Origin of the sequence: Alcaligenes sp. 13f (genome assembly GCF_020496585.1) — a bacterium.
GTDB classification, from domain to species: Bacteria; Pseudomonadota; Gammaproteobacteria; order Burkholderiales; family Burkholderiaceae_B; genus Alcaligenes; species Alcaligenes phenolicus.
In genome coordinates this window covers 273,306-296,644 of sequence record NZ_JAHKKC010000001.1, presented here as the reverse complement: position 1 = coordinate 296,644, position 23,339 = coordinate 273,306, and the positions used below count along the sequence as shown (strand labels likewise).

Here is a 23,339-nt window from a genome sequence, read left to right as displayed (position 1 = left end):
ATAGTTTAGTTATGAAACAATTTTGCTGGCAAGCTGTGGTTTTTACCTACACCCCTCAAATGCCCTGGTAATTCGACAGGAAACAAAGCCCCCTGCCAATCCCATGGACGGATAAGCACTATAACGACTGTAGGGATAGCCGTTTATGCAGGTTTTCCTTGATTTTGTTAACAATCCCGCACTAAGCGCGCTGCTAAACTGAAGGCTCGCCTCATTATTGGAGATCCCATGCGTATTTCCCATTCTCTGTGCCGCCTTGTCCTTGGCAGCGCCCTGCTCGTTCCTTTCCTGAGCAATGCACAGTCCTCGGAATCCGTTTATCTGGCTGACCTGGCCAAGTCCAACAAGCAAGTGGCCCAGCAGTATCAGAGCCTGATGCAGGACGTCGCCAAAAACGCCAGCTGGGTTAAAGATTTCGGTACGGCTTCGCCGGGCGAAACCGTGTCTCTGGATGGCCGCGACTACCAGGTTTTCCAGGGCTGCAAACCCCATGACTGCACCAGCTCCAGCTACGTAGTGCTACTGGACACCCAAAAGCAGACCATCTCCTACGGTGCTTTTGTGGAAAACAAGGAATCAGGCCCAGGTTTGGCCAGCAGCCAGATTCAATGGCTGGGCAATCCCGAGTTTGATCAGATCCGCCTGATGTCACCGGCCCTGTTTTAAAAAAACAGCACTTGACCTTGCCCCCGTGGCAAGCCTTAAGCTGACTCCATTGTTTTTATCAAAGGAGTCAGCTATGTCCACCTTCTCCGTACCCGACATGACCTGCGGCCACTGTGTACGCAGCATCACTGAAGCCATTCAGGCTGTCGCCCCTCAAGCCACCGTCAGCACGGATCTGGAAAAACACCAGGTTACCGTTCAAGGTCTGGATGGCGCACAAGCCCTGAAAGTGATTGAAGAAGCGGGTTACACCCCCAGCGCCCTGTAAGCACGACGCGCCTTTCACGGTGCCAGCGCTTCAGAGCCAATAAAAAGGCCGGTTGATACCGGCCTTTTTTCATACTGCTTCGTTTAGCACGCACATACCGTCAACAACTGACAGGCTCTTGTGTGGTGTCAGCCGGGTCTGTCAATATTGACCGCAAGAATCGGAGTGCTTGCGATGAAAGACCCGCGTATTCTGGCTTCGTAATTGATGATGTCAGGATCCCTGCCCTATGACTACGACCCCTGCTTACAAAACCGACGATCAGCGCTGGGCGGCTGTGCAGGCGCGAGACCCCGCTGCCGATGGCCAGTTCGTCTATGCGGTGCGTACCACAGGCGTGTACTGCCAACCCAGCTCAACAACACGGTTGCCCAAGCGCGAGAATGTCGAATTTTTCGATTCGCCCCAGAGCGCTGAAGCGGCAGGCTATCGTTATAGCCGTAGGGCCCATGGCTCTCAAACCAGCACCGCAGCCGAACGGGCCGCCATCGTGGCTCGTGCCTGCCGCCTGATCGAAACTTCGGAGACGCCGCCATCGCTGGACACGCTGGCAGCCGCGGTGGGCAAAAGCCCCTTCCATTTTCATCGGCTGTTCAAAGCCGAAACAGGTTTGACGCCCAAGGCATACAGCTCGGCCTATCGTGCTCGCAGACTGCGCGAGGAACTGAGCAGTCCGGATACGACCATCACCGATGCGATCTACGACAGCGGATTCAACTCCAACAGCCGATTCTACGAAGCCTCCGAACAGCTGTTAGGCATGCGTGCGCGGGACTACCGGGCTGGAGGGGCCGGTGCTGTCATCCGTTTCGCTGTAGGTCAGTGCTCTTTAGGAGCGATTCTGGTAGCCCAAAGCCAACACGGCATCTGCGCCATCTTGCTGGGCGACGATCCCGATCAACTGGTTCGTGACCTGCAAGATCAGTTTCCCAAAGCCGAAATCATCGGCTGCGACGGCGAGTTCGAGCAATTGATCGCTCAAGTCGTGGGCTTCATCGAAACGCCCTCTATTGGCTTGCACCTGCCACTGGATGTACAAGGAACGGCCTTCCAGGAACGAGTCTGGCGCGCGCTCTGTGAGATCCCGCCAGGCGTCACCGTCAGCTACACCGACATCGCCGAACGCATAGGCTCGCCCAAAGCTGTGCGTGCCGTGGCCCAGGCTTGCGCCAACAACCACATTGCCGTGGCCATCCCATGCCACCGCGTCGTACGCCGAGATGGCGATCTGGCCGGTTACCGCTGGGGGATAGACCGAAAACGTGAACTGCTACGCCGCGAAGTACAAGACTGATAGTCGGCTGCCTGCCCAATCATCAAGAACGAGTTTTGAAGGCAAGAAACGGAGTTCCCCGTCAGGCCAGGACACATACGATGTGAGCTCCCAATAGAAATACAGGAGATTTCACTCATGGCTTTGCTTGATGGAAAGGTTGCCCTTGTTACCGGCGCATCCTCTGGTATTGGACGCGCCATCGCATTGAAGTTTGCTGAGCAGGGAGCGGCACTTGTTCTTACGGCAAGGCGTGGCGCATTGCTTGATGCCGTCGCCAAGGAGATCCGGCAGTCTGGCGGCCGTGCCGAGTTTGTGACGGGGGACATTACGCAGGCTGAAACCCATGAGCAACTGATCGAAGCCGCGAACAGCAGATTCGGTGGGCTGGATATTGCGATCAATAACGCCGGGATTGTCGGTGCCCTCAAGCCGCTGGCCGAGATGTCACTGGAAGAATGGCAAACAACACTGGATACCAATCTTGAGGCAGCCTTTCTGGGTGCCCGTAGCCAGATTCCAGCCATGCTCCATCGCGGTGGCGGTTCGATTGTTTTCACCTCGAGCTTTGTGGGCACCAGTGTCGGCCTACCCGGGATGAGCGCTTATGGTGCCGCCAAAGCGGCGCTCATGGGGCTGGTCAAAGGCATCACGGCGGACTATGCGGCGCAAGGAATACGTGCCAACGCTCTATTGCCTGGCGGAACTGACACAGACATTGCCGGGGATCAGAGCACCAAGGATTGGGCGGCGGGGCTGCACGCCATGAAGCGAATCGCCCAACCTGAAGAAATTGCGTCCGCAGCACTCTTTCTGGCCAGCCCCATGTCCAGTTTTGTGACCGGCTCCGCCTTGTTCGCGGATGGAGGCAATGCGGCCGTGAAGTGACAATGCGGTGCTTCCTGATAGCTGATGAAGCACCACACTGATAACAGGCAAATACTGAGGCTTGTTAGCCCAGTTGCCCTAACACCGGGAAGGTCTTGAGCACCCAGATAGCAAACCGCGCCAGCTCGCCGGTTGCCATGGCCCAGCCCATCACAATCAGCACCAGACCCGCCCCCCAGCGCACATAGCGCCCGATCTTCCTGATCTGGGTCATGCGCTGCAAGAAGGGGGTCAGGAAGCAGGCGGCCAGGATGAAAGGCACACCCAGACCCAAAGCGTAGACGGACAACAGGATACTGGCCTTGCCCGCACTGGCCGTGCTGGCTCCCATCATCAAAATGCCCGCCAGAATCGGGCCGATGCAGGGAGTCCAGCCAAAGCCGAATGCCAGCCCCATTACCGTTGCCCCGCCAGGGCCTGCCGCTTTGCCGGATTCAAAGCGATAGTAACGTTGCAGACTCATGGGCATGCGCAGCACCCCCATCACACTCAAACCCGCTAAAGCCACCATGACACCTGCCGCCACATTCAACTCGTAGCGATAGGCCATCAACAGCTGGCCAAGGTAAGAGAGACTGGCTCCCAAGGCGATAAAAACCAGTGAAAAGCCAGCCACAAAGCAAACGCTGCGACCCAGTAGCTGGCTGCGCTTGACCTGCGTATACACCTGCCCGTCCCCGGCCAGATAAGACAAATAACCGGGAACCAAGGGCAAGACGCAGGGGGACAGAAACGAAGCCATCCCCGCCAGAAATGCCGTTATCAGGGCGATCAGGCCCAAATCCAAAGACACTATTTCCATATCAAGGGGCCGTGGCAGGTTCCGCTGCAGGGGCGGCCGGCATACGCATACGTTCGCGCGCCAGTTGCAAGCCCTGGTTCACGACCTTGGCAGTTTCCGAATCAGGTGGAAACTGCGCCAGCAAACGCTGCCAGTAGTCGATCGCCGCCGGATATTCCTCTTTATGCAAAGCGGCAGCGCCGGCCAGCATCAAGCCCAATGGCTCTTCGGGATACAGCTCCAGTGATCGCTTGACCAAACGACCCGGCAAACCGTCCAAGGTATCGACACCGGCCAGCAGCATGGATTCCGCATACTCAGCCAATGCCGTCGGGTCTCCATCCACCACGGCCATGGCCTTGGCATACGCCTGTGTCGCCTCCTGATGGCGGCCGTAATAGCGATGCGAACGGGCCATCATCAACCAGGCGCCCGGATCGTCCGGGTTTTCTTTCAGACGCTGCTCCAGACGGGCCACCATGGCCTCAATATCCACGGGCTGTGCGTTGGCCTGCTGCTGCACGGCGGCAGGATCGAGCATGGCCGGATTTCCCAGATAAAAGTACAAGGCGATAGCCGCGACCGGAATGCTGACCATCAAGGTCCAGGCCAGCTTCGGTGCGCCTGCTTGCTGCACAGATTCCGTTTTCAGCCCTTCGTTTTCTTCCAGCACACGCTGGCGCAAATCCATCTGCGCCTGTTCAAAGTCCTGAGCAGACAAGACACCGGCCTGCTTGTCCCGTTCGATTTCCTTGAGCTGCTCACGCAGAATCGCCAGATTGGCCTGCTTGTGTTCAACCACACGCTGCACGGCGGGCTTGCGCTTGACGCTCAACATCAAATACACCGCGCACAGCAGCACCAGTAGCGCGGCCACAATATAAAAAACAATAGTCACGATTGTTCATCCCGAGAAGAGCCCTGCAAGAGAGCATCGGCTTGACGACGTTGTTCCTCGGTCAAGGCCGTGTCATCACCCGCGCGGCGTCGACGGCGCAGGGTAAAGGCATAAACCAGAAAGCCAGTCAGCAATAACAGAGCTGGCCCGAACCAGAGCAGCAAGGTGGTGGATTTAAAGGGCGGGCGATACAAAATGAAGTCGCCATAGCGATCCACCATATACGTGCGGATCTGATCGGGGCTGCGCCCCTGCCCCAACTGCTCCATGATCTGCTGACGCAAGTCCACCGCCAGCTCGGCACGCGATGCCGCAATGGATTCGTTCTGGCACACCAGACAACGCAGCTCGGCCGCAATTTCCAGCATCACCGATTCCTGGGCACCCTGCTCCCCCGACTGGGCCTGCGCCGCCGGCACCAGAAACCACACACTGGCCATCAAGGCCGCCATCCATTGACGCATCATCATGGCTGCTGCTCCAAACGACGGATCAAAGGCAACAAGGTTTCCTCCATGGATTCACGCGACACGGGGCCTATGTGCTTGAAGCGCACAATGCCCTGCTTGTCGATCACAAAGGTTTCCGGCACACCGTATACGCCGAAATCAATGCCCACACGACCGTCCCTGTCCATGACAGAGACTTCATAAGAATTGCCATTGCGTAGCAGCCACTCGCGGCTTTCTTCAGGTACGTCCTTGTAGTTCAAGCCCACAATCGGCACCTTGTGCTTGGTGGACAACTCTTTGATGAAAGCATGTTCGGTCAGGCACGGGTAGCACCACGAGGCCCACACGTTCAGCAACCAGACGCGTCCCTTCATTTGCTCCCCCGAAAAACTGGCTTCGGGATTGTGCAATTGAGGCAGGCTGAACGCCGGAGCCGGTTTATCGACCAAGGGCGAAGGCACTTCGCTGGGCTTCAAGGTCAAACCTATGCCCAGAAATACCAGCAACAGTACAAAACCGATCAAGGGAACAGTAAAACGGTTCATGCCTGCACCTGCGTATTCATGGCTTTGTTTTGCACAGCGGCACGGGTTTGCTTGGCGCGATAACGTCGATCACTGATTGCCAGCGCACCGCCCAAGGCCATCAGCAAACAACCCAGCCAGATAAAGTCCACCAGAGGCTTGTAGTACAGACGAACACTCCAACCGCCCTGATCAAAGTTGTCGCCAAGCGCCACGTAAATATGACGCAAACCATTGGCGTTGATGGCCGATTCCGTCATGGGCAAGGCCGAGGACAGATAGGTGCGCTTTTCCGGATACAAGGTGGACACCACCTTGCCATCCTGCAGCAGTTCTACCGTGCCGCGTTCGGCCGAATAGTTCGGGCCGGGCACAATACGCACGCCCTGGAAGCGCGCGTCATACGCACCCACCTGCGCCGTCTGACCGGGCTGCAACAAGACATCGGTTTCTGTCTCGTAGTGGCTGACCATGGTCACCCCCAGGACAAAGACAGCGACCCCGATATGGGCCAGGTGCTGCCCCAGCCAACTGCGCGGTTGCGAGAACACGCCGGAACGCGTGGCGCGCACACGCTTGACCACATCAAACAAGCTGCCCAAAACAATCCACATGGCCAGACCCGCGCCCAAGGCGGCAGTGCCCTGCCACTGGCCGTACAGCAAAGGAATGGCTGCACCCAGCACGATACTGAACACGATCACCAGGGCCAGTTGGCGCACCATATCCATCATGCTGGCACGCTTCCAATTTGCCATGACGCCAAACACGATCAGAACCAGAGCCGGGATCATCAAAGGCACAAACACCTTGTTGAAATAAGGTGGCCCCACGGAGATTTTGCCCAGGCCCAGCGTATCCATAATCAGGGGATACAAGGTGCCCAACAGCACCGTGCCCGTCACCACTACCAGCAAAACGTTGTTGACCAGCAGCAAGGACTCACGCGACACCACGGCAAACTGCCCACCTGCTCCGACACGCGGTGCGCGCCAGGCAAACAGGATCAGGGAGCTGCCCACAATGACGGCGAACAGACTCAGAATGAACACACCTCGGGCCGGATCTGTAGCAAACGCGTGTACTGAGGTCAGCACGCCGGAGCGCACCAGGAAAGCGCCCAAAATGGACAGCGAGAAGGTGCTGATTGCCAGCAACACGGTCCAGTTCTTGAAGCTGCCACGTTTCTCCGTGACCGCCAACGAGTGAATCAGGGCGGTACCCGCCAACCACGGCACAAACGAGGAGTTCTCTACCGGGTCCCAGAACCACCAGCCGCCCCAACCCAGCTCGTAATAGGCCCACCAGCTACCTACGGCAATACCCAAGGTCAGAAAAAGCCAGGCCGAGGTTGTCCAGGGACGCGACCAACGTGCCCAACTGGCGTCCAGACGGCCTGCCAGCAAAGCGGCAATCGCAAAAGCAAAGGCCACCGAAAAGCCCACATAGCCCATATACAGCAAGGGAGGGTGAACAATCAGGCCAATATCCTGCAAGAGCGTATTCAGATCCAGGCCTTCAGCCGGAACCGGGAACATGCGCTCAAAGGGGTTGGAGCTAATCAACACAAACAGCAGAAAACCGGCGGTAATCAGACCCAAGACGCCCAGCACACGGGCCAGCATGGCTTCCGGCAAGGAACGCGAATAAATGCTGACAGCAAAGGCCCAACCCGTTTGCATGAACATCCAGAGCAGCAGCGAGCCCTCATGCCCGCCCCACACTGCAGCAATGCGGTAGAACAAAGGCAGTTTGGTGCTGGAGTTCTGCGCCACGTAGGCAACAGAGAAATCAAAGCTCACAAAGGACCAGGCCAGACACAGCAAACTGAAGGCCACCAAACCGAATTGCCAGCGGGCTGCGGGACGTGCAAACGCCATCCAGGCCAAATTGCCACGCCAGGCACCATACAAGGACACAATGCCTTGGGCCAGCGCCAGTACAAAAGTCAGAATCAGGGCAAAGTGTCCAAGCTCCGGGATCATGGCTGGGCTCCTTGTTTCGCGCGCTCGGCCTGCTCCATGGCATGCATGGCCTCGGGCGGCATGTAGTTTTCATCGTGCTTGGCCAGCACTTCTTCCGCCACAAAATGGCCCTGCTCGTTCAAGCGACCTTGGGCCACCACGCCTTTCCCCTCTTGAAACAGGTCCGGCAAAATTCCCGTGTAGCTGACAGGCACCTGGGCCGCGCCGTCTGTCACCACAAAGTTCACGGCCATGCCTTGGGCGCCACCACGGCGAATGCTGTCCATCTGCACAATGCCACCCACCCGGAAGGTCCGGTTTTCAGGGCTTTGCCCCTGGCTGACTTCAGTAGGGGTAAAAAAGAACACCAGGCTGCTTTGGAAGGCATTGAGGATCAGGGCGGTTGCCGCCCCCAGCACGATCAATGCGCCCAGAATCAGGACCAGACGATTTTGTCGCTTAGTCATGGCGCTGGTCCCCCAGGGCGCGCTCGTCACGTACCCGCTGCCAGGCCCGTGCCCGCCCTGCCCGGACGCTGAGCACTTCACCCAGCATCAACACGGTACAGGCCAGCACCGAGCCCCACACATACACGGCATAGCCGCCCATAGCGAAAAAATCACCCACACTCGACCAATGCATCATCAGCCCTCCGTCAAGTTGCGAACCCAGGCGGTATGCGCCTCACGTTCAAGAATCAAATTGCGCACCCGGTACAGTGCGATAGCAATGCTGTAGCACCACATGGCCAGACTCATCAGCAACATGCCTGTCAGCATGACGGTGGCCATGGATGGCGAGCTGGTCAGCGATACCGAAGCCCCCTGATGCAAGGTGTTCCACCACTGCACCGAGAAATAGATAACGGGCACATTCACCACCCCGACCAAGGCCAGGATGGAAGCGGCTTTGTCTGCGCGGCGCGGGTCGTCGATGGCACCACGCAAGCCCATGAAACCCATGTACAGGAACAGCAGCAACAATTCGGAAGTCAGACGGGCATCCCAGACCCACCAGGCGCCCCACATAGGCTTACCCCACAGGGCTCCGGTGACCAGGGACAAGACCGTACAGATCGCCCCGGTCGGGGCCAGCGCGGCTGCCATCATGGCGGCGGTACGACTATTGAAAACCAGGCAGATCAAGGACCAGAAGCCCATGGCCAGATAGATCAGCATGGACATCCAGGACACGGGCACATGCAGGAAAATGATGCGATAGCCTTCGCCTTGCTGGAAGTCGGTAGGGGCCAAAAAGAAGCCTACATAAGCGCCGACCAGAAACAGCAGAAAGGCCAGGATGGCAGCCCACGGGATAATGCGTCCGGCCAGAACATAGAAGTTTTGAGGAGCGGCGTAGCGATACAGAAAGTTCATGGAATTTACTCAAGAGCAAGGCGCAACGCCGCTGCCGTAGCAGGTGGCGCAAAGAACAAAGCCAACAGTAAAAAAGCGGCCAGAACGGACAGATGCGCTTGCGCACCCAATCCGGCCTGAACCGCTTGCACCGCCCCCGCCCCGAAAACCAGCACGGGCACGTAAAAGGGCAAAATCAATAAAGCCAGCAAAACCCCTGCCGAGCGCAGGCCCAACACCAAAGCCGCGCCAATCGCCCCCAACAAAGTCAGAACGGGCAGGCCCAGCGCCAGGGACAGCATCAGCACGCCCAGGCTGGACGTAGGCAGACTGAATTGCAGCCCCAGAATCGGAGCCAGCAAAAGCAAGGGCAGGCCTGTCAAAAAGGTATGCGCCAGCACCTTGCCCAAAACCCAAAGGCTAAGCGGCAGGTCAGAAAACAGAACCTGCTCCAGTGCACCATCCTGCTCGTCCTGTTCAAACAGGCGGCTTAGCGACAGCATGGTGGCCAGCAAGGCCGACACCCACAGCACGCCAGGCGCCATCTTGGACAGCAAGGCCGCATCCGCCCCCACACCCAAGGGAAACAGGCTGCACACCACCAAAAAGAAAACCAGTGGAATCAGGACATCGCCGGGGCGACGCATCACCAGGCGCCACTCGCGCTTCATCAAGGCTAAAAAGAGACTCAACATGCCTGCCCCAAATCCAGGTGCTGCACCTTCAAATCCCAGGGCAAGGTCTGGTGGCTAGTTAGAATGACAGCGCCCTGCTTATGCAGATGCTGCGCAATCAACTCGCCCAGAAACTTCTGACCGGCGCTGTCCAGCGCAGTCAGCTGCTCGTCCAGAATCCACAAGGGGCGATTGCTCAGGGACAGGCGCACCAGAAACACGCGGCGACGTTGTCCGGCTGACAGTTGCCGTACAGGCACACGACGGTAAGCCAGCAAACCGCCAGCCAACAACGCTTGGTCGCAAGCGTCCTGCTCTAGGGGAACGCGATCCTGCATGAGCAGGCTGTCCAGATTTTCTTGCACCGACAAACTGCTATTGAGTCCAGGCGCATGTCCGCCATACACCAGCTGCCGTCGGTAATCGCTATCGTTGCTTTGCACGGGACGGTCGTGCCAGATCAGTTGGCCTTCGTCGGCCTGGGCGATATTGGCCAGGATACGCAACAAGCTGGTTTTGCCGCTGCCATTGGGCCCACTGACCAAACAACATTGGCCAGCTTCAAGCCTTAGGCTCAGCTCGGAGAACACACGACGCTGGCCCCGTCTACAGGTCAGCGAAACAGCTTGAAGCACAGCAACCCCTTGTCAAGAAAGCAAACAGAGCGAAGCCGCCCCTGAAAAAAGGCGGCTTGCTTAGCTCGCTAAGTAAAGACGAGCCCTCTTCAAGACAGGGGATGTTTTACTTAGTTCCACAATACCCACGAGAAACTCAAGCTTATTGATCTAGGCCAATCCGGGTTCAAGGCTGCATTCTTGATAAGATGCTGCCTTAGTACTTTCTTTGAGCAATAAACCATGAGCACCCCAATCACCCTGACTCCCCAGCCCCTCAGCCCCGAGGCTTTTGCTCCTTATGGCTGGATGTTGGGTAAAGGTCTGGCCACGGCGCCAGCGACGGCCGCCTTCAGCAATGCCGCCACTGACTTCTGGCACGAACATGCGTTTGACACAGGTCCAAGCGGTCAGACCGAAGTGCTATGGGTGAATTACCGCATTCAAGACCCCAACATCACGACCCTGGAAAACCACCTGCTGACGCAACAGGCACTGATCCCGCTGACTGGCGAAGTAGTCCATATCGTGGCCGAAAGCAAAGCCGAAGGCGGCCCGGATCTGTCCACCTTGAAAGCCTTCCGTATCCCTCAAGGTCAAGGTGTGTGCATGCGACCCGGTTGCTGGCACAGCAGTCGGGTTGCTGGGGGTGAAGTGGCCTGTCTGATGTTGACGCGCATCTCTACCACGGTAGATCTGGTCGCCCATTTGAACGAGGGCAAACCCGCCACGGAAAGCGAGCTGCGCCCTCTGGAACAAAGTGTGGTGGTGACGCTATAAGGTGCCCGCAGCAGAGGGGGACCATCGCTCTGCCCGACACTCGCATCAAAACGTCGATGCCGCGCCGTATTTCAGCGCCAGCTCAATAAAGGCGCGCATTGCAGCAGATTGATAGGCGCCCTTGCGCTGCATCAAAATGGCCCGCCGTTGCGGCGGGGCCGGGTCCAGACTCACAGCCACCAAATACTCGCTATTGCCGGCAATCGCGGCAGGCAACAAAGTCGCCAGACCCGTGCGCCGAACCACCTCGATCACGGCATTGAGCGAATTCGACTCCATTGATACGTTCAAATCCAAATCATGCTGACGACAATGGCGTTCGATCTGCCCACGCGTGGCAAACTCGGGCGTCAGCAAAACCAAAGACTCACGCATCAGCGTGTCCCTATCGATGCTGCGGCGCTCGGCCAAGGGGTGCGTGCGGCTCATCACCAACGCCAGCGTCTCCACCAGTAAAGGCTGAAACTCCACGGCAGCCGAAGTCGGCTTTTCAAAAGCGATACCAATATCCAGCTCGTCTTCGACCAATTGCGTTTCCACGCGCTCCTGCAGCATTTCCTGCACCACCAGGCGCACATTGGGATAGCGGCGGTAAAAGGCCTCCACCAAAGGGCCAATCAAGTAAGACGTAAAGGTAGGCGCCACAGCCACTCGCAAGGAGCCTCGACTCAAATCACTGACGTCATGCAAGGCCCGCCGCCCTTCTTCCAGATCCTGCAAGGCTTGCCGGGCATAGCGCAAGTAGACCTCGCCCGCATCCGTCAAACGCACAAGACGTCCGGTGCGATCAAACAGTTGTGCGCCCAGATGTTCTTCCAGCTGGCGTACCTGCTGAGACAAGGCCGGTTGAGACACGTGCAAGGCGCGTGCGGCGCGGGTAAAGCTTTGATACTGGGCAACCGCCAGAAAATAATTAAGATGGCGCAAAAGCATAAGGGACCCTTCTATAAGCAAACCCAATGCAAAGCATCAGAAATCGGTATTTTACCTTATGACCCTGAAGGGTTAATCTTCTATCCAAGCCGAACTACAAGGACAAGGATGAAAGACATTATCGACGGTTTCCTGAAATTCCAACGGGAAGCCTATCCCAAGCGCGCCAAGCTCTTCAAAAATCTGGCCACACAACAAAACCCCCGCGCTTTGTTTATCTCTTGTTCCGATAGCCGTCTGGTCCCAGAGCTGGTGACACAACGTGAACCCGGCGATCTGTTCGTGATTCGTAACGCTGGCAACATCGTCCCCTCCTACGGTCCAGAACCCGGTGGGGTGACCGCCTCCGTGGAATACGCCGTGTCCGCCCTGCGTGTATCCGATGTCGTGATCTGCGGCCACTCCGACTGTGGCGCCATGACCGCCATTGCCTCCTGTCAGTGCCTGGATCACATGCCTGCTGTGGAGCACTGGCTGCGTTATGCCGACTCGGCACGTCTGGTCAATGAAGCCCGCACGCACGCCAGCGAGCAAGATCGCATTGCTTCCATGGTGCGGGAAAACGTGGTTGCCCAACTGGCCAATATCCAGACCCACCCTTCCGTGCGCCTGGCCATGTCCGAAGGCCGCTTGACGCTGCATGGTTGGGTCTACGACATTGAGTCTGGCACCATCGACGCCTATGACGGTGGCAGCATGAAGTTTGTGCCCCTGGCCGACAACCCCAATGTCTGCGTCGCCCCCTTGGTCCGCGGCTAAGCCCAATCAAGATTGAACCAGAACGCCATGCAACAGCATGGCGTTTTTTTATTGTCCATTGCCCGCGTTTATCCTGACCGCACAATCCTGTGCCTGTCTGTGTCAGGAATAAACGCCTCCTGACTATGATGGTCGTGATCCGATGATCTTTTCATCCACCTGTTCCATCCGAGATGCCGGTTTACTTTGAACCCCAAGACACAAAAAGCAAAGGGCTGTTCAAAAGGTGCTGCTTGGGGAACGCCTTTTTAATGACTGCGCAATGAAAAAAACATGTCTTGCCTTGGCCTTGATGACCCTGCATGCCGGGACACAGGCCCAAGCGTTCTCCAATACCTACTTCATCGGCGACAGCCTGACTGACAGTGGACAGTTCGGCTCGCGCTTTACCACCAATCCTGGCCAGGTCTGGTCCCAGATACTGGCTCAAAAGCTGGGAACCGACGCCTCACCTAGCAGCCAGGGCGGCAGCAACTATGCTGTCGGTGGTGCTCGCGTGGCCGTCGATGAGCTGCTGGACCCCAGCAGCCCTCCCGGCCCCACCAATCCACCTTTGCCCGCCATGACAACCCAGACCAACCAACTGCTGGCCATGAGCAACGGGCGTTTGGACGAACAGGCCCTGTACACCGTTTGGGGTGGCGCGAATGACTTGTTTGCCGCCGTAAAAGATCCGTTCAATATGTCTCAGATCGTGGCTGATTCCGTCGGCAATCAAGCTGCCCTTGTCAACGCGCTATCGCAGGCAGGCGCGCGCTATATTCTGGTCCCCAACATCCCTGACCTGGGCATGACTCCGGAGTTCTCCGGCTCACCGATCAGCGCAGGCATCGCCACCTTGCTCAGTGACAGCTACAACCAGGCCTTCACCCAGCAACTGGCAACAAGCTCAGCCAACATCATTCCTTTGAATGTCTCGGCGCTCTTGCATGAAGTGGCCGCAGATCCCCAAGCCTATGGCTTTAGCAACGTCAATACTGCCGCCTGCGGCAGTGTTTCCTCCCGCCTGTGCACCCCCGCCGATCTGGTCGCAGCCGGAGCAGATCAACACTATCTGTTTGCCGACGGCGTACACCCCAGCTCAGGTGGCCATAGCGCGATTGCTGACTATGCCCATGCTGTCCTGAGCGCTCCCAGTCAGGTAGCCGTACTGGCCTCCTCCGCCAATACCGCCGGGCAGATGCAAATGCAGCATATTGATCGTCGCCTGCACACTATCAGCTCGTCCGGGAACCCAGGTTTGTCCGTCTGGTTCCAGGGGGAAGCCATCAGCCGCAATGGCAGCAGCTCGAACGCGCGTCTGGACGGCACCCAGGCGGGATGGAAGCTCGGTGTGGACAAGCGCATGAACGACTGGACGGCAGGTGCTTACCTGTCCTACGAGGACCTGGATGGCAGAACCGCCAACAACGGCAGTTACAGCCAAAAACGTCAGTCAGCCGGCCTGTACGGACGTTGGCAAGCCAGTAATCTATGGTTCAACGCCCAGCTTTTCTACAGCGATCTGGACAATAAAACCCGCCGCCACCTGCGTCTTGGTGCCGCCACACGCGAGCACCAGGCCAAAGCGGGTGGCAGCCAATACGGTGGCAAGATAAGTACAGGCTACGACTGGCAGGTCGGTACTGTCACCCATGGTCCGCTGTTGAGCTTGAGTCTGCAGAAAGCCAAGATCAAATCCCTGTCCGAGGACGGGCAGGGTCTGTCCACCTCCATGGGCTTCGACGCCCAGGACCAAACCTCTGTACAAAGTGGCCTGGGCTATCAAATCAATATGGCGCTCAGCAATCAGTGGGCTGTGTATGCCTCTGCAGAGTGGCTGCACGAGTTCAAGAAACCAGCAAAGCAACTGGGCGCGCACCTGCAGGATGGCGTCTACAACAATCGCCAGTTTTATCTGCCTACCGACCAAAAGCGAGTGCGTGACACAGGTCTGCTGGAATTGGGAACCGTGGGCCAGTTAAGCAATAACTGGACGCTGGGGGCCGGTATCAGCGCCCAAGTAGGCAAAGGCACCAACGCACAAACGGCCGTGCATCTGAATACGGCTTACCGCTTCTAAGCCTGCTTGCAGTAAAAACCAATGCGGCATCCTGGCCTGGCCCGGATGCCGCAATTTCAATCTGCTTTACGTACCGATCTGCTGATCAGCCCAACAAGGAATCCAGGGTCTGATTCAGCGTTTCCAAAGGAGTACCAACCGCGGGTAGCTTGGTCACTTTTCGACCATCCACATACAGCAAGGTCGGATAGGATTGCGCGCCTAAAGCCCGAGCCAGGGCAAAATCAGCCAAGGCTTGTTCCCGGCCTGAACCGTCAGTCAAATGGCGTCGAACCGTCTCTACATCCAGGCCATTGGCAGCGGCAATCCCCAGGCAGACGTCCTGATCCGACAAGCTGCGTCCGTTCAAGTAGAAAGCCTGTTGCAACTCGTGCACCCAATGAATGGCCTGCTCCGGATCTTGCGCTCGCAGCACCGCCAAGGCCGTGGCCGCATCCAGTGAATCCATGACAGTCGAGCCCTCCTCTGCCAAGGCCTTATAAGCAGCCCCAAACGTCGCCCCCGTCATTTGCGCGATGCGCTCGTTGGATTCGGAAATATAAGGGTAGCGGGACATGGGCGCAGCCCGGTCACCCACGAACAAGCCACCCGAGACAGCGGTAAAAGGAATGCGATGCTTGTTGGCCGCCTCGAACTCGACCATGCGTTCGGCAAAACCCCAGCACCAACCGCAATACACATCCTGCACATACACAATCGAACGAGCGGGTAAATTGAATGTGTTCATGACATTCCTTCAAAATGGTGCGGCTTCCCGGAATGGGAGAGAACAGGCAGTCCTGGCTCTATCCTCCAGACATGAAGCGATACAGAGGATGAAAAGCCGAGGACTCCACTTTATTGAATAAACGTCAGGAAATAAACTTCATTTCCTGCCAGGTGACCGTCTCTCGCGGCTCGGTATTTCAAGCGGCCTGCAGCAGTGCAGACCTCACTGCGCTGAAACCCGTAAGACGAGACCTCCAAACCGTGAGACAAACCTAAGCTTCTGAACCCAAACCGGCTCCTGTGTTGGAATGACACGACTTTCACCGCCCCCTTGAGAGCCCGACCGGCTTTACCTTCCCGGCACAATGCTTTTATAGTGTGGCTTCGATTCATTTCCCGTGAGGTATTCGCCCAATGCGCCACTAATGCCGCCGTCTCTTTGACGGCCAGTCTCCACCCGCCCCCACTAAGACTCAGGGGGAGTTCTTGGCATTAATGGAAGCATCACGTATGACGAATCCTTATCTGACGCTGGAAGGCGTGTCCTATACCTTGCCGCAGGGCAAGACCCTGTTTTCCCAATTGAACGAAACCTTCGACTCGCGGCGCACTGGCCTTGTCGGACGCAACGGTGTGGGCAAAACCATTCTGGCTCAAATCCTGGCCGGAGAAATTCAGCCTAGCAGCGGCCGTTGCCTGCGCTCGGGAAAAGTGCATTATCTGGCGCAGCAAGTGGCTTCTGTCAGCGGCTTGCGCGTCGCCGATCTGGCGGGCGTAGGACCGGCACTGGACGCCCTTGCCCGGATTGAATCCGGCAGTAGCGCCTTAGAAGACTTCACTCTGATCGAAGACCGTTGGGATATTCGACAGCAATTGCAGGAAGCGCTGGAGCGCAATGGTCTGGGTCATCTGACTGCCGAGACGCCTGCCGAAACATTAAGCGGCGGCCAGGCCATGCGGGTGTCGCTAATCAATGCCTTGCTGTCTCAGGCCGATTTCCTGATTCTGGATGAACCCAGCAACCACCTGGATCGCGACAACCGACTTGCCCTGATCGAACAATTACGACACTGGCCCCACGGCCTGCTGGTCATCAGCCATGACCGCCAACTGCTGGACACAATGGAGCGTATTGTGGAGCTGTCATCCCTGGGGCTGCGTAGCTATGGCGGCAATTACAGCCACTACGCCGAGCAGAAAGCCCTGGAACAACAAAGTGCCATGGACCAGCTGGAGCACCGCAAGCTGGAACGTCAGCGCGCGGAAAGCACCATGCAAGAGCAACGCCAACGGCAAGAGCGTAGACAGGCACGCGGCAATCAACAGGGCAAGCAGGCCAATCAGGCCAAAATCCTGCTGGACAGGCAAAAGGGCCGCAGTGAAGCCACCACCGGCAAACTGCGTCAGCAACACGTGACGGCCCAAAAGCAGTTGGCACAACGCGTACAGGAAGCGGCCGAGTTGATCGAACAGGACAGCGCCATCAATCTGCATGCCCTGCCCTTGATGCCGCTGACCCGCCAGCGCGTTATGGAACTGGATGAGGTGAAGCTCCCCTATATTCCGGCCAACCAAGCCCCGGTCACACTGCTGTTAAGCGGCCAGCAACGAGTAGGAGTCATAGGTCCGAACGGCTGCGGCAAATCCACGCTGCTCAAGGTCATTGCAGGTCAACTGGAACCCCTTGCTGGTCACTGCAAAGTAGTGCCACAACATGTTTACCTGGATCAGGGCTTGGCCGATCTGGATCCACAGCAAACCGTGCTGGAACAGATACAGGCCGTCAACCGCAAAAGCAGCGAGGGCGACTTGCGCATGCGTCTGGCTCAACTGGGCCTGGACGCCCAAAAAGTTACCGGCCCCAGCGCTGCCTTGAGCGGTGGCGAACGCCTGAAAGCCGCCCTGGCCTGCGTGCTGTACGCTGATCCTCCGCCACAACTGCTGCTTTTGGATGAACCCAGCAACCATTTGGATCTGCCTTCCACCTTGGCCCTGGAAACCATGTTGAGCAGCTACCAGGGCACGCTGATGGTGGTGTCGCATGACGATGCTTTCATGAACAATCTTGGGCTGACGGAACGGCTGGAATTTAGTGAAGAAGGCTGGAGATTGCTACCTTGGTAGCGGCGCAAAACATAAGTGACGCTCCCCCGCTATCTGAACGGCAACCACTGATAGCGGTGGGTCCGAGGGCCAAATTCAGGGCGCACTTTTACAAAGCCTGCTTAATGTTCCCAAGTAGTGCCTGCGCCAAACACTCTGCTTCCTCGCCCCTTGTGTCCCAGCGATCAAACACCTCACCGACATACGCCAGACGCGCATATTCCAAGGTCTTGGCCAGCTCCGCAGGCAGCCTGGGAATCGCCCACTCTGCTGCCTGCTCTTTAGTCACAAAGTCCCCGTGAACACCTGTGCGCCACATGCGGGCCAAAGTCAGCAGGACATTACGCTCGTCTCCGCGCAGCCCTTCATACAAGGGCTCTACACCATCCCGCATCGCCTGGCGTATATGCTCAATCGGCGTGGCAGGCACATCGGCCAGCACGTCTCTCCCCCATAACAACTGCGCCTGCTGACGAGCCTGGGCCAAGAGCAAGGTGTATTCCGGGTCAGCAGCGGCGTCGGACAAGTAGCCCTCCCTGAAGGCATCACGCAGCCATTCGCCGTAGATAAACTCCACCTTGGCCGGATGCTCATTGCATTGAAGATCAGCCAGACAACACACCACCAGCTCGATGCAACGCGGACCACCGGGCGTAGCGGGATGAGGAGCTGAAATAGACAATAAAGCCGCAATCAGATCCTGACGCTGTTCATCTGACAAAGGAGCATCAACGACCGCCAATATATCCAGATCACTTTGTGGTCGCAGTCCTCCTGCCACAGCCGAGCCGTGCAGATAGAGAGCTTGCAAATCAAGATTCAGGATTTCTTGTACAAGCGCCAAGGCAGCTTGCAATTGGCCGTTTGGATTTTCAGGATCCAGCATTCAACAAGGTCTCTTCAAAAGCAGTATTAGCGACACAAAACAAGCATAAGGACTGGCAGGGCCGCTTTCCTCAATGCAGCCCTGCCAGTCCCGAAGCGCCAAAACGCCTAACGCGTCGCTGGATAGGAAACCGGACGCACCGGCCCTTTATAAAGCCCAAAAGCCAGACCCGCAATAATGGCACTGATAGACAGGGCCTCCACAAAGCTGACCTGCTCGCCCAATATCAGCATGGAGCTACCTAGGCCGAACACCGGAATCAACAACGACAAAGGTGCCACCGTGGAAACCGGATACAGCTTAAGCAAGGAATTCCAGCCCCAGTAAGAAAAGTGTGTCGCCAGATAGACCTGAAAAAGAATCGACATGATCGACATCAGGTTGATCGCCTCTGGCAAAGTGGTGAAAGGCTCACTCCCATGCAACCAGTACGAGACGATAAACAGAGGGATAGGCGGAAACAAGCTGGCCCACACCATGAACGAGAAAATCTCCTTCACGCCAGACAGCTTGATGATCACATTCCCGATACTCCAGGGCACGGCGCTCAGCACGACCAGCACCAGCCCGAAGGTGGCATCCCCACCGCCTTGCGACAAGATGATCCCCACCAGCCCTACAAATGCGATCAAGGCTCCCAACAACTGCGTGGCTCGCAAGCGCTCCTTGAACATTAAGGCGCCCCAGCCCATGGTAAAGAAGGCGCTCAGCTGAATCAGCAGCGAGGCCACGCCCGGATGGACACCCACCTGAATGCCATAGTTGATAATCCCCCACATGCCCAGGCCAAAGATAAAGCCATAAATCACGACATAGCGGAATGGAATGTTCGGCTTGGGGATAAAGAACACAAGCGGCAAGGCCGCCAAGGTAAAACGTATCCCCGTCAGCAGAAAAGGCTCCATGGATAGCAGCCCCAGCTTGGTGATCGGGAAATTCACTCCCCAAACCAGAGTGACCAAAATCGCAAGAATCAGGTGTTTTTTTTGCATGTCCGACAGCTCCAGACAAGGCCGGGGGTTCAATTTCCCCGGCCTGCTCCACTAGTTGATTGAAAACCGCTTCTGCATCAGGCAAAGCCCCGCGATTTCCATCAACAAGTGATCAGCAGACAAGCACTGCTCACTAGAAAGCGTGGGGATTTTCTTCAGGAAATTTCTGACTCGACCCGCATCAAAGAAAGGCACGCGATTCAGGAGATCGCTATGCAAGGTGTCGCTGACAAATTGATGTAGTCGGGACTGAGGCGCCAGGCTGGCCGGCGGTGCACGGAAGTACTGCTTTTTGCGCTCGTAGATTTCAGCAGGCAAATAAGGCCGCATTGCTTCACGCAAGGCGTACTTCTCGGTCTTGCCGCGCACCTTCATGGGCACAGACAGGCTGCACGCATATTCCACGACTCGGTGATCCAGCAGGGGCGGGCGTCCTTCCAGGCTACCTGCCATCTCCATACGGTCACCTAGCGAAGTCAGCACCACATTGGGCAGACTGGATTTGGCGACCATATACAAGGCACGATTCACGGGCGACCAAGCCGCAAAGGAGTGCGGTTGAAGGCGGTTGTAGAACTGACCGTAGGGATCGCGATAAGCATTCCTATCCATAAAGCCGGTGCTGTACAGACTGGCCAAAGGATCAAAAATCCCAGCCTGTCCGTCCAGCCAGGACACCTTGTGTCCCAACTCGCGGTTTACCCAGGCAGTACCCACCTCCTGGCTTTCCAGATAACGGCTGGAACCAGCCCCAATCTGCTGCAAGAGCTCGGAGACCACGGCCTGATCCTGCCCCTGGTTGTCGTACAAGACCATGTCCCGGCGACTGTAGGGATAACCGGCGAAGACCTCGTCAGCGCCCTCGCCCGTAATCACGGCCCGCATGCCATTGTTTTGCACGAACTTGCACAGCAAGTACTTGCCTACGCTGTGTGCATTGGTGAACGGCACTTCGGCATGCCAGAGCGCATGTTCATAATTGTCTGCAAGGTCGTTGGAGCTGACGCTAAGCACATTCATATGCGCCTGATTGTGCTGGGCGGCAATCTCGGCAAAGTGACGCTCGTCATAGCCCTCTTCACCTTCGAAGGAAAGGTGAAACGCCTGCAACCGCTGACCTTGCAATTGAGTGCACATGCCCAGCATGGCCGATGAATCCAGGCCGCCACTCAGACACACCCCGATGGGTACATCCGCATGCAGCCGCAGCTTGACGGACTCCTCGATCACCGCGCGCAAACCTTCAATCTGCTCTTGCTCGGAGCGGGCTTCCATGGCCTTGGCAGCGTCCGGGAAACTCCAATCCCAATAGCTCTCGGTCTGGACTCCGCTTTGATCCACAATCAGCCAGGAGCCTGGTCGCACACTGCGGATTTTCTGAAACACCGTGCGATCGCGCAAAATGAAGTAGCGATTCGCATACGAGTCCTCATCCCACTGGGCAGGAACGCCGGCTGCCAACAAGGCCTTGATCTCGGACCCAAAGTACCAGCGGCCATTGTGCTCGGCGTAGTACAAGGGTTTGACACCAATCCGGTCCCGAATCGCGATCAGTTGACGACGTGCGCGGTCATACAAAAGAATCGAAAACTCGCCGCGCAGCTCTTTAAGAGCGCGCACACCATGACGCCGATACAAATGCAGCGCAATTTCGCTGTCTGAAGACGTCTTGAAGCGGCAGCCGCTATCTTCCAGCTCTTTGCGAATGCGCTTGTAGTCATAAAACTCGCCGTTCACCATTAAGACCAAGTCGCCCTCGTCCGCGACGATAGGCTGGGTGCCATTGCCCAGGCCCACCAAACCCAGTCGTACATAACCAAAACCCACTTGCCCCATGGGATCAAACCAGGTGCTGGAACTATCTGGCCCGCGATGATGGATTTCACGCAAAGCCTGATCAAACATATTTCTGGGCAAGTCCGTAGGGACCGCAGAGAACACCCCGACATAACCACACATACAGCTCTCCCTTACTGCTCATTTGTTTTTGACGCCAAGTCACAGCGATGGCTTAATTGGCGATTTAGTTGAGAAACTTCTACTTCTTGTCGATGCCGGGCTCAGCTCACTTTGTTCTTTTTCTTGTCCAGAAAGTCAGCCAGCCTGGCGCTGGTTGCCGGATCGGACTGAACAACGGCGGCAATCAAGGCCTCGGTCAGCAAACCGTCCTGCTGGCTTTGATCGGTGATACGCGGCAGTACATGAGTAATGGCGTAGTTCGTCATGGGCAGATTGGAGGCAATCGTCCTGGCCAGCTCCTTGGCCTTGCTCAAGGCCTCGCCAGCGGGGGTCAGGTATTGAGCAATACCTTTGGCAATGCTTTCTTCGGCATAGACGCTACGCCCCGTCAACATCATGTCCGTCATCAAGCTCAAACCTGCCAGACGCGGCAGGCGCACGGAGCCACCCACGCCGACGTAAAGACCACGCATGCCTTCAGGCAAAGAGAAAAATGCGGTTTCATCGACCACGCGGATATGGCAGGCCGTGGCAATTTCCAGACCGCCACCAATGGCGGCACCCGACATCGCGGCTACCACGGGCGCCTTGCCGTACTGAATCAGCTCGAAGGTCTCGTGCCATTCGCGAAAGAAGTGCACGCAATCAATCACCGACTGATTACGCACTTCGCCCAGATCCAGCCCCGCACAAAAATGCTGGCTGGTGCTGTAGAGCACGGCGGCCCCGATATCGCTGCCTATGGTGGAAAAAACTCGGCGCAATTCATGCATCACAGCCAAGGACATGGCGTTGCGCTTTTCTGGCCGGTTCAAGCCCACTAGCAGCACCGCGCCTTCCCGCTGCACCGTTAAATACTCAAAATCTTCCATTCCCTCTTATCCCCAAGTAATGAATGTTTGCTGATCTTATGGGGACTACCAAATTCCCACCTTTAAAAGCGGGTCAGTTTTTGGCAAAATTGGGCCATGAGTATTTCTTTAAATGACTACCCTCTGGAAAACTCGAACTGGGATGTGGAAGTCAGCCTGCGCGCCTTCACATCAGGATCGATTTTTCCCAACCACGTGCACCAATGCGGGCAACTGGCTTATGCTGCGTCGGGGGTCCTGTCTATGTTCACGGAAAAAGGCAATTGGGTGGTGCCCAGCAAACGGGCGCTGTGGGTGCCACCGGGCGTGGCGCATGAAATGCACATGCGCGGCGATGTGACCATGGTGAATACCTATCTGACACCGCAAGCCATCGAGCAGGCACAATTGCCAGATGATTGCCAAGTGTTCGGTGTCTCGCCCTTACTACGGCACCTGTTCAGCGCGGCCATGGAACTGCCTGCCGAACGACCGGATTGCGGGCGTACTCATCACGTCATTGGTTTGCTGGTGGAAGAAATCCGGCTGATGCCCAGACTGGGCTTGAGTGCTCCTCTGCCCTCTGACGGCAGATTAGGAGCCGCATGCCAGCGCTTTCTGGATAATCCGACCCAGAATATCTCCACCGACGAAATGGCCGCCTGGGCCATGCTAAGCCGTCGCACCTTTACCCGCCGCTTCAAGGAGCATATGGGCATGACCTACCTAGCCTGGCGACAGCAAATGTGCCTGCTGGTGTCAATTACTCGTTTGGGGAATGGGGAGCCGATAACCCGAGTGGCCTCGGATCTAGGCTTTAGCAGCCCGAGCGCGTTTTCTACTATTTTTCGTCGTGCTTTGGGGCAGCCGCCCAGTCAGTATCTGGCGACGAGCAGGGAAACACCGGTTTATTGAGCTGATGTATTGCGTGAGCCAGCAGCGGGAAGAT

At 57.0% G+C, this 23,339-nt stretch carries 25 protein-coding genes; 9 read left to right on the top strand and 16 right to left on the bottom strand.

Annotated elements, in window-relative coordinates:
- The first annotated feature begins 228 nt into the window (after window positions 1–228).
- The 4 genes from KOE80_RS01355 (at window position 229) to KOE80_RS01340 (ending at window position 3,095) form a co-directional block, all read left to right on the top strand.
- A complete protein-coding gene (locus KOE80_RS01355) occupies window positions 229–666 on the top strand; it encodes an Ivy family c-type lysozyme inhibitor (protein WP_137430704.1) in 438 nt (145 codons plus the stop codon).
- Window positions 667–739: 73 nt separating this feature from the next.
- Window positions 740–934 (top strand): heavy-metal-associated domain-containing protein, encoded by a 195-nt coding sequence (locus tag KOE80_RS01350; RefSeq protein ID WP_022983238.1) that lies wholly within the window; start codon window positions 740–742, stop codon window positions 932–934.
- A 229-nt stretch (window positions 935–1,163) separates the two neighbouring features.
- Window positions 1,164–2,228 carry a bifunctional DNA-binding transcriptional regulator/O6-methylguanine-DNA methyltransferase Ada gene (ada, locus tag KOE80_RS01345; protein WP_226348171.1) on the top strand — a complete coding sequence of 355 codons (1,065 nt, stop codon included), beginning with the start codon at window positions 1,164–1,166 and terminating at the stop codon, window positions 2,226–2,228.
- 117 nt (window positions 2,229–2,345) lie between these two features.
- Window positions 2,346–3,095 carry an SDR family oxidoreductase gene (locus KOE80_RS01340; RefSeq protein ID WP_226348170.1) on the top strand — a complete coding sequence of 250 codons (750 nt, stop codon included), beginning with the start codon at window positions 2,346–2,348 and terminating at the stop codon, window positions 3,093–3,095.
- A 64-nt stretch (window positions 3,096–3,159) separates the two neighbouring features.
- On the opposite strand, the gene KOE80_RS01335 is transcribed toward KOE80_RS01340, so the two are convergent.
- Genes KOE80_RS01335 through ccmA form a run of 10 tightly spaced genes read right to left on the bottom strand, consistent with a single transcriptional unit; the run spans window position 3,160 to window position 10,378 of the window.
- On the bottom strand, window positions 3,160–3,897 hold the full coding sequence (locus tag KOE80_RS01335; RefSeq protein ID WP_022983239.1) for a cytochrome c biogenesis CcdA family protein: 738 nt from the start codon (window positions 3,895–3,897) through the stop codon (window positions 3,160–3,162).
- 1 nt (window position 3,898) lies between these two features.
- Window positions 3,899–4,774, bottom strand: coding sequence for a c-type cytochrome biogenesis protein CcmI (ccmI, locus tag KOE80_RS20415; RefSeq protein WP_022983240.1), 876 nt, complete (start codon window positions 4,772–4,774; stop codon window positions 3,899–3,901).
- Window positions 4,771–5,244: a cytochrome c-type biogenesis protein CcmH gene (locus KOE80_RS01325; RefSeq protein WP_035271223.1), complete on the bottom strand. Its 474-nt coding sequence runs from the start codon at window positions 5,242–5,244 to the stop codon at window positions 4,771–4,773. The genes ccmI and KOE80_RS01325 overlap by 4 nt, the downstream gene beginning before the upstream one ends.
- The gene (locus KOE80_RS01320) at window positions 5,241–5,771 is read right to left on the bottom strand and encodes a DsbE family thiol:disulfide interchange protein (RefSeq protein ID WP_009462261.1); all 531 of its coding nucleotides are present in this window, start codon (window positions 5,769–5,771) and stop codon (window positions 5,241–5,243) included. The genes KOE80_RS01325 and KOE80_RS01320 overlap by 4 nt, the downstream gene beginning before the upstream one ends.
- Entirely contained in the window at window positions 5,768–7,735 is a 1,968-nt protein-coding gene (locus tag KOE80_RS01315; RefSeq protein WP_088451144.1) for a heme lyase CcmF/NrfE family subunit, read from the bottom strand. Before KOE80_RS01315 ends, KOE80_RS01320 begins: the two co-directional genes overlap by 4 nt.
- Window positions 7,732–8,181, bottom strand: a complete 450-nt coding sequence (ccmE, locus tag KOE80_RS01310; RefSeq protein WP_022983242.1) for a cytochrome c maturation protein CcmE — start codon at window positions 8,179–8,181, stop codon at window positions 7,732–7,734. The genes KOE80_RS01315 and ccmE overlap by 4 nt, the downstream gene beginning before the upstream one ends.
- On the bottom strand, window positions 8,174–8,359 hold the full coding sequence (gene ccmD / locus KOE80_RS01305; protein ID WP_080655600.1) for a heme exporter protein CcmD: 186 nt from the start codon (window positions 8,357–8,359) through the stop codon (window positions 8,174–8,176). The genes ccmE and ccmD overlap by 8 nt, the downstream gene beginning before the upstream one ends.
- Window positions 8,359–9,090, bottom strand: coding sequence for a heme ABC transporter permease CcmC (ccmC, locus tag KOE80_RS01300; RefSeq protein WP_009462363.1), 732 nt, complete (start codon window positions 9,088–9,090; stop codon window positions 8,359–8,361). The genes ccmD and ccmC overlap by 1 nt, the downstream gene beginning before the upstream one ends.
- Window positions 9,091–9,095: 5 nt before the next feature.
- Window positions 9,096–9,764, bottom strand: coding sequence for a heme exporter protein CcmB (gene ccmB / locus KOE80_RS01295; protein ID WP_226348169.1), 669 nt, complete (start codon window positions 9,762–9,764; stop codon window positions 9,096–9,098).
- A complete protein-coding gene (gene ccmA, locus KOE80_RS01290; RefSeq protein ID WP_226348168.1) occupies window positions 9,758–10,378 on the bottom strand; it encodes a cytochrome c biogenesis heme-transporting ATPase CcmA in 621 nt (206 codons plus the stop codon). The genes ccmB and ccmA overlap by 7 nt, the downstream gene beginning before the upstream one ends.
- Before the next feature lie 222 nt (window positions 10,379–10,600).
- Here ccmA and KOE80_RS01285 point away from each other — a divergent pair, with 222 nt between their 5' ends.
- Window positions 10,601–11,137 (top strand): ureidoglycolate lyase, encoded by a 537-nt coding sequence (locus KOE80_RS01285; RefSeq protein WP_035271227.1) that lies wholly within the window; start codon window positions 10,601–10,603, stop codon window positions 11,135–11,137.
- Between the two features lie 45 nt (window positions 11,138–11,182).
- On the opposite strand, the gene cynR is transcribed toward KOE80_RS01285, so the two are convergent.
- The gene (gene cynR, locus KOE80_RS01280; protein ID WP_035271228.1) at window positions 11,183–12,070 is read right to left on the bottom strand and encodes a transcriptional regulator CynR; all 888 of its coding nucleotides are present in this window, start codon (window positions 12,068–12,070) and stop codon (window positions 11,183–11,185) included.
- 108 nt (window positions 12,071–12,178) lie between these two features.
- Between cynR and KOE80_RS01275 the strand changes: the two genes are divergently transcribed.
- Window positions 12,179–12,829, top strand: a complete 651-nt coding sequence (locus KOE80_RS01275) for a carbonic anhydrase (protein ID WP_042483063.1) — start codon at window positions 12,179–12,181, stop codon at window positions 12,827–12,829.
- 262 nt (window positions 12,830–13,091) lie between these two features.
- Window positions 13,092–14,891, top strand: coding sequence for an autotransporter outer membrane beta-barrel domain-containing protein (locus tag KOE80_RS01270; protein WP_226348167.1), 1,800 nt, complete (start codon window positions 13,092–13,094; stop codon window positions 14,889–14,891).
- An 85-nt stretch (window positions 14,892–14,976) separates the two neighbouring features.
- On the opposite strand, the gene KOE80_RS01265 is transcribed toward KOE80_RS01270, so the two are convergent.
- Window positions 14,977–15,618 carry a DsbA family protein gene (locus KOE80_RS01265; protein ID WP_226348166.1) on the bottom strand — a complete coding sequence of 214 codons (642 nt, stop codon included), beginning with the start codon at window positions 15,616–15,618 and terminating at the stop codon, window positions 14,977–14,979.
- A gap of 491 nt (window positions 15,619–16,109) precedes the next feature.
- On the opposite strand from KOE80_RS01265, the gene KOE80_RS01260 reads away from it, so the two are divergent.
- Window positions 16,110–17,723, top strand: a complete 1,614-nt coding sequence (locus KOE80_RS01260; protein WP_226348165.1) for an ABC-F family ATP-binding cassette domain-containing protein — start codon at window positions 16,110–16,112, stop codon at window positions 17,721–17,723.
- Between the two features lie 88 nt (window positions 17,724–17,811).
- Here KOE80_RS01260 and KOE80_RS01255 read toward each other — a convergent pair whose 3' ends face one another.
- The 4 genes from KOE80_RS01255 to KOE80_RS01240 form a co-directional block, all read right to left on the bottom strand.
- Window positions 17,812–18,588, bottom strand: a complete 777-nt coding sequence (locus KOE80_RS01255) for an aminoglycoside adenylyltransferase domain-containing protein (RefSeq protein ID WP_226348164.1) — start codon at window positions 18,586–18,588, stop codon at window positions 17,812–17,814.
- Between the two features lie 107 nt (window positions 18,589–18,695).
- Window positions 18,696–19,580, bottom strand: coding sequence for an EamA family transporter (locus KOE80_RS01250; RefSeq protein ID WP_226348163.1), 885 nt, complete (start codon window positions 19,578–19,580; stop codon window positions 18,696–18,698).
- Window positions 19,581–19,631: 51 nt separating this feature from the next.
- The gene (gene asnB, locus KOE80_RS01245) at window positions 19,632–21,539 is read right to left on the bottom strand and encodes an asparagine synthase (glutamine-hydrolyzing) (RefSeq protein ID WP_226348162.1); all 1,908 of its coding nucleotides are present in this window, start codon (window positions 21,537–21,539) and stop codon (window positions 19,632–19,634) included.
- Between the two features lie 101 nt (window positions 21,540–21,640).
- Window positions 21,641–22,411 carry a crotonase/enoyl-CoA hydratase family protein gene (locus KOE80_RS01240; RefSeq protein ID WP_042483039.1) on the bottom strand — a complete coding sequence of 257 codons (771 nt, stop codon included), beginning with the start codon at window positions 22,409–22,411 and terminating at the stop codon, window positions 21,641–21,643.
- Window positions 22,412–22,507: 96 nt separating this feature from the next.
- Here KOE80_RS01240 and KOE80_RS01235 point away from each other — a divergent pair, with 96 nt between their 5' ends.
- Window positions 22,508–23,305 carry an AraC family transcriptional regulator gene (locus tag KOE80_RS01235; protein WP_042483036.1) on the top strand — a complete coding sequence of 266 codons (798 nt, stop codon included), beginning with the start codon at window positions 22,508–22,510 and terminating at the stop codon, window positions 23,303–23,305.
- The last annotated feature ends 34 nt before the right edge of the window (window positions 23,306–23,339 follow it).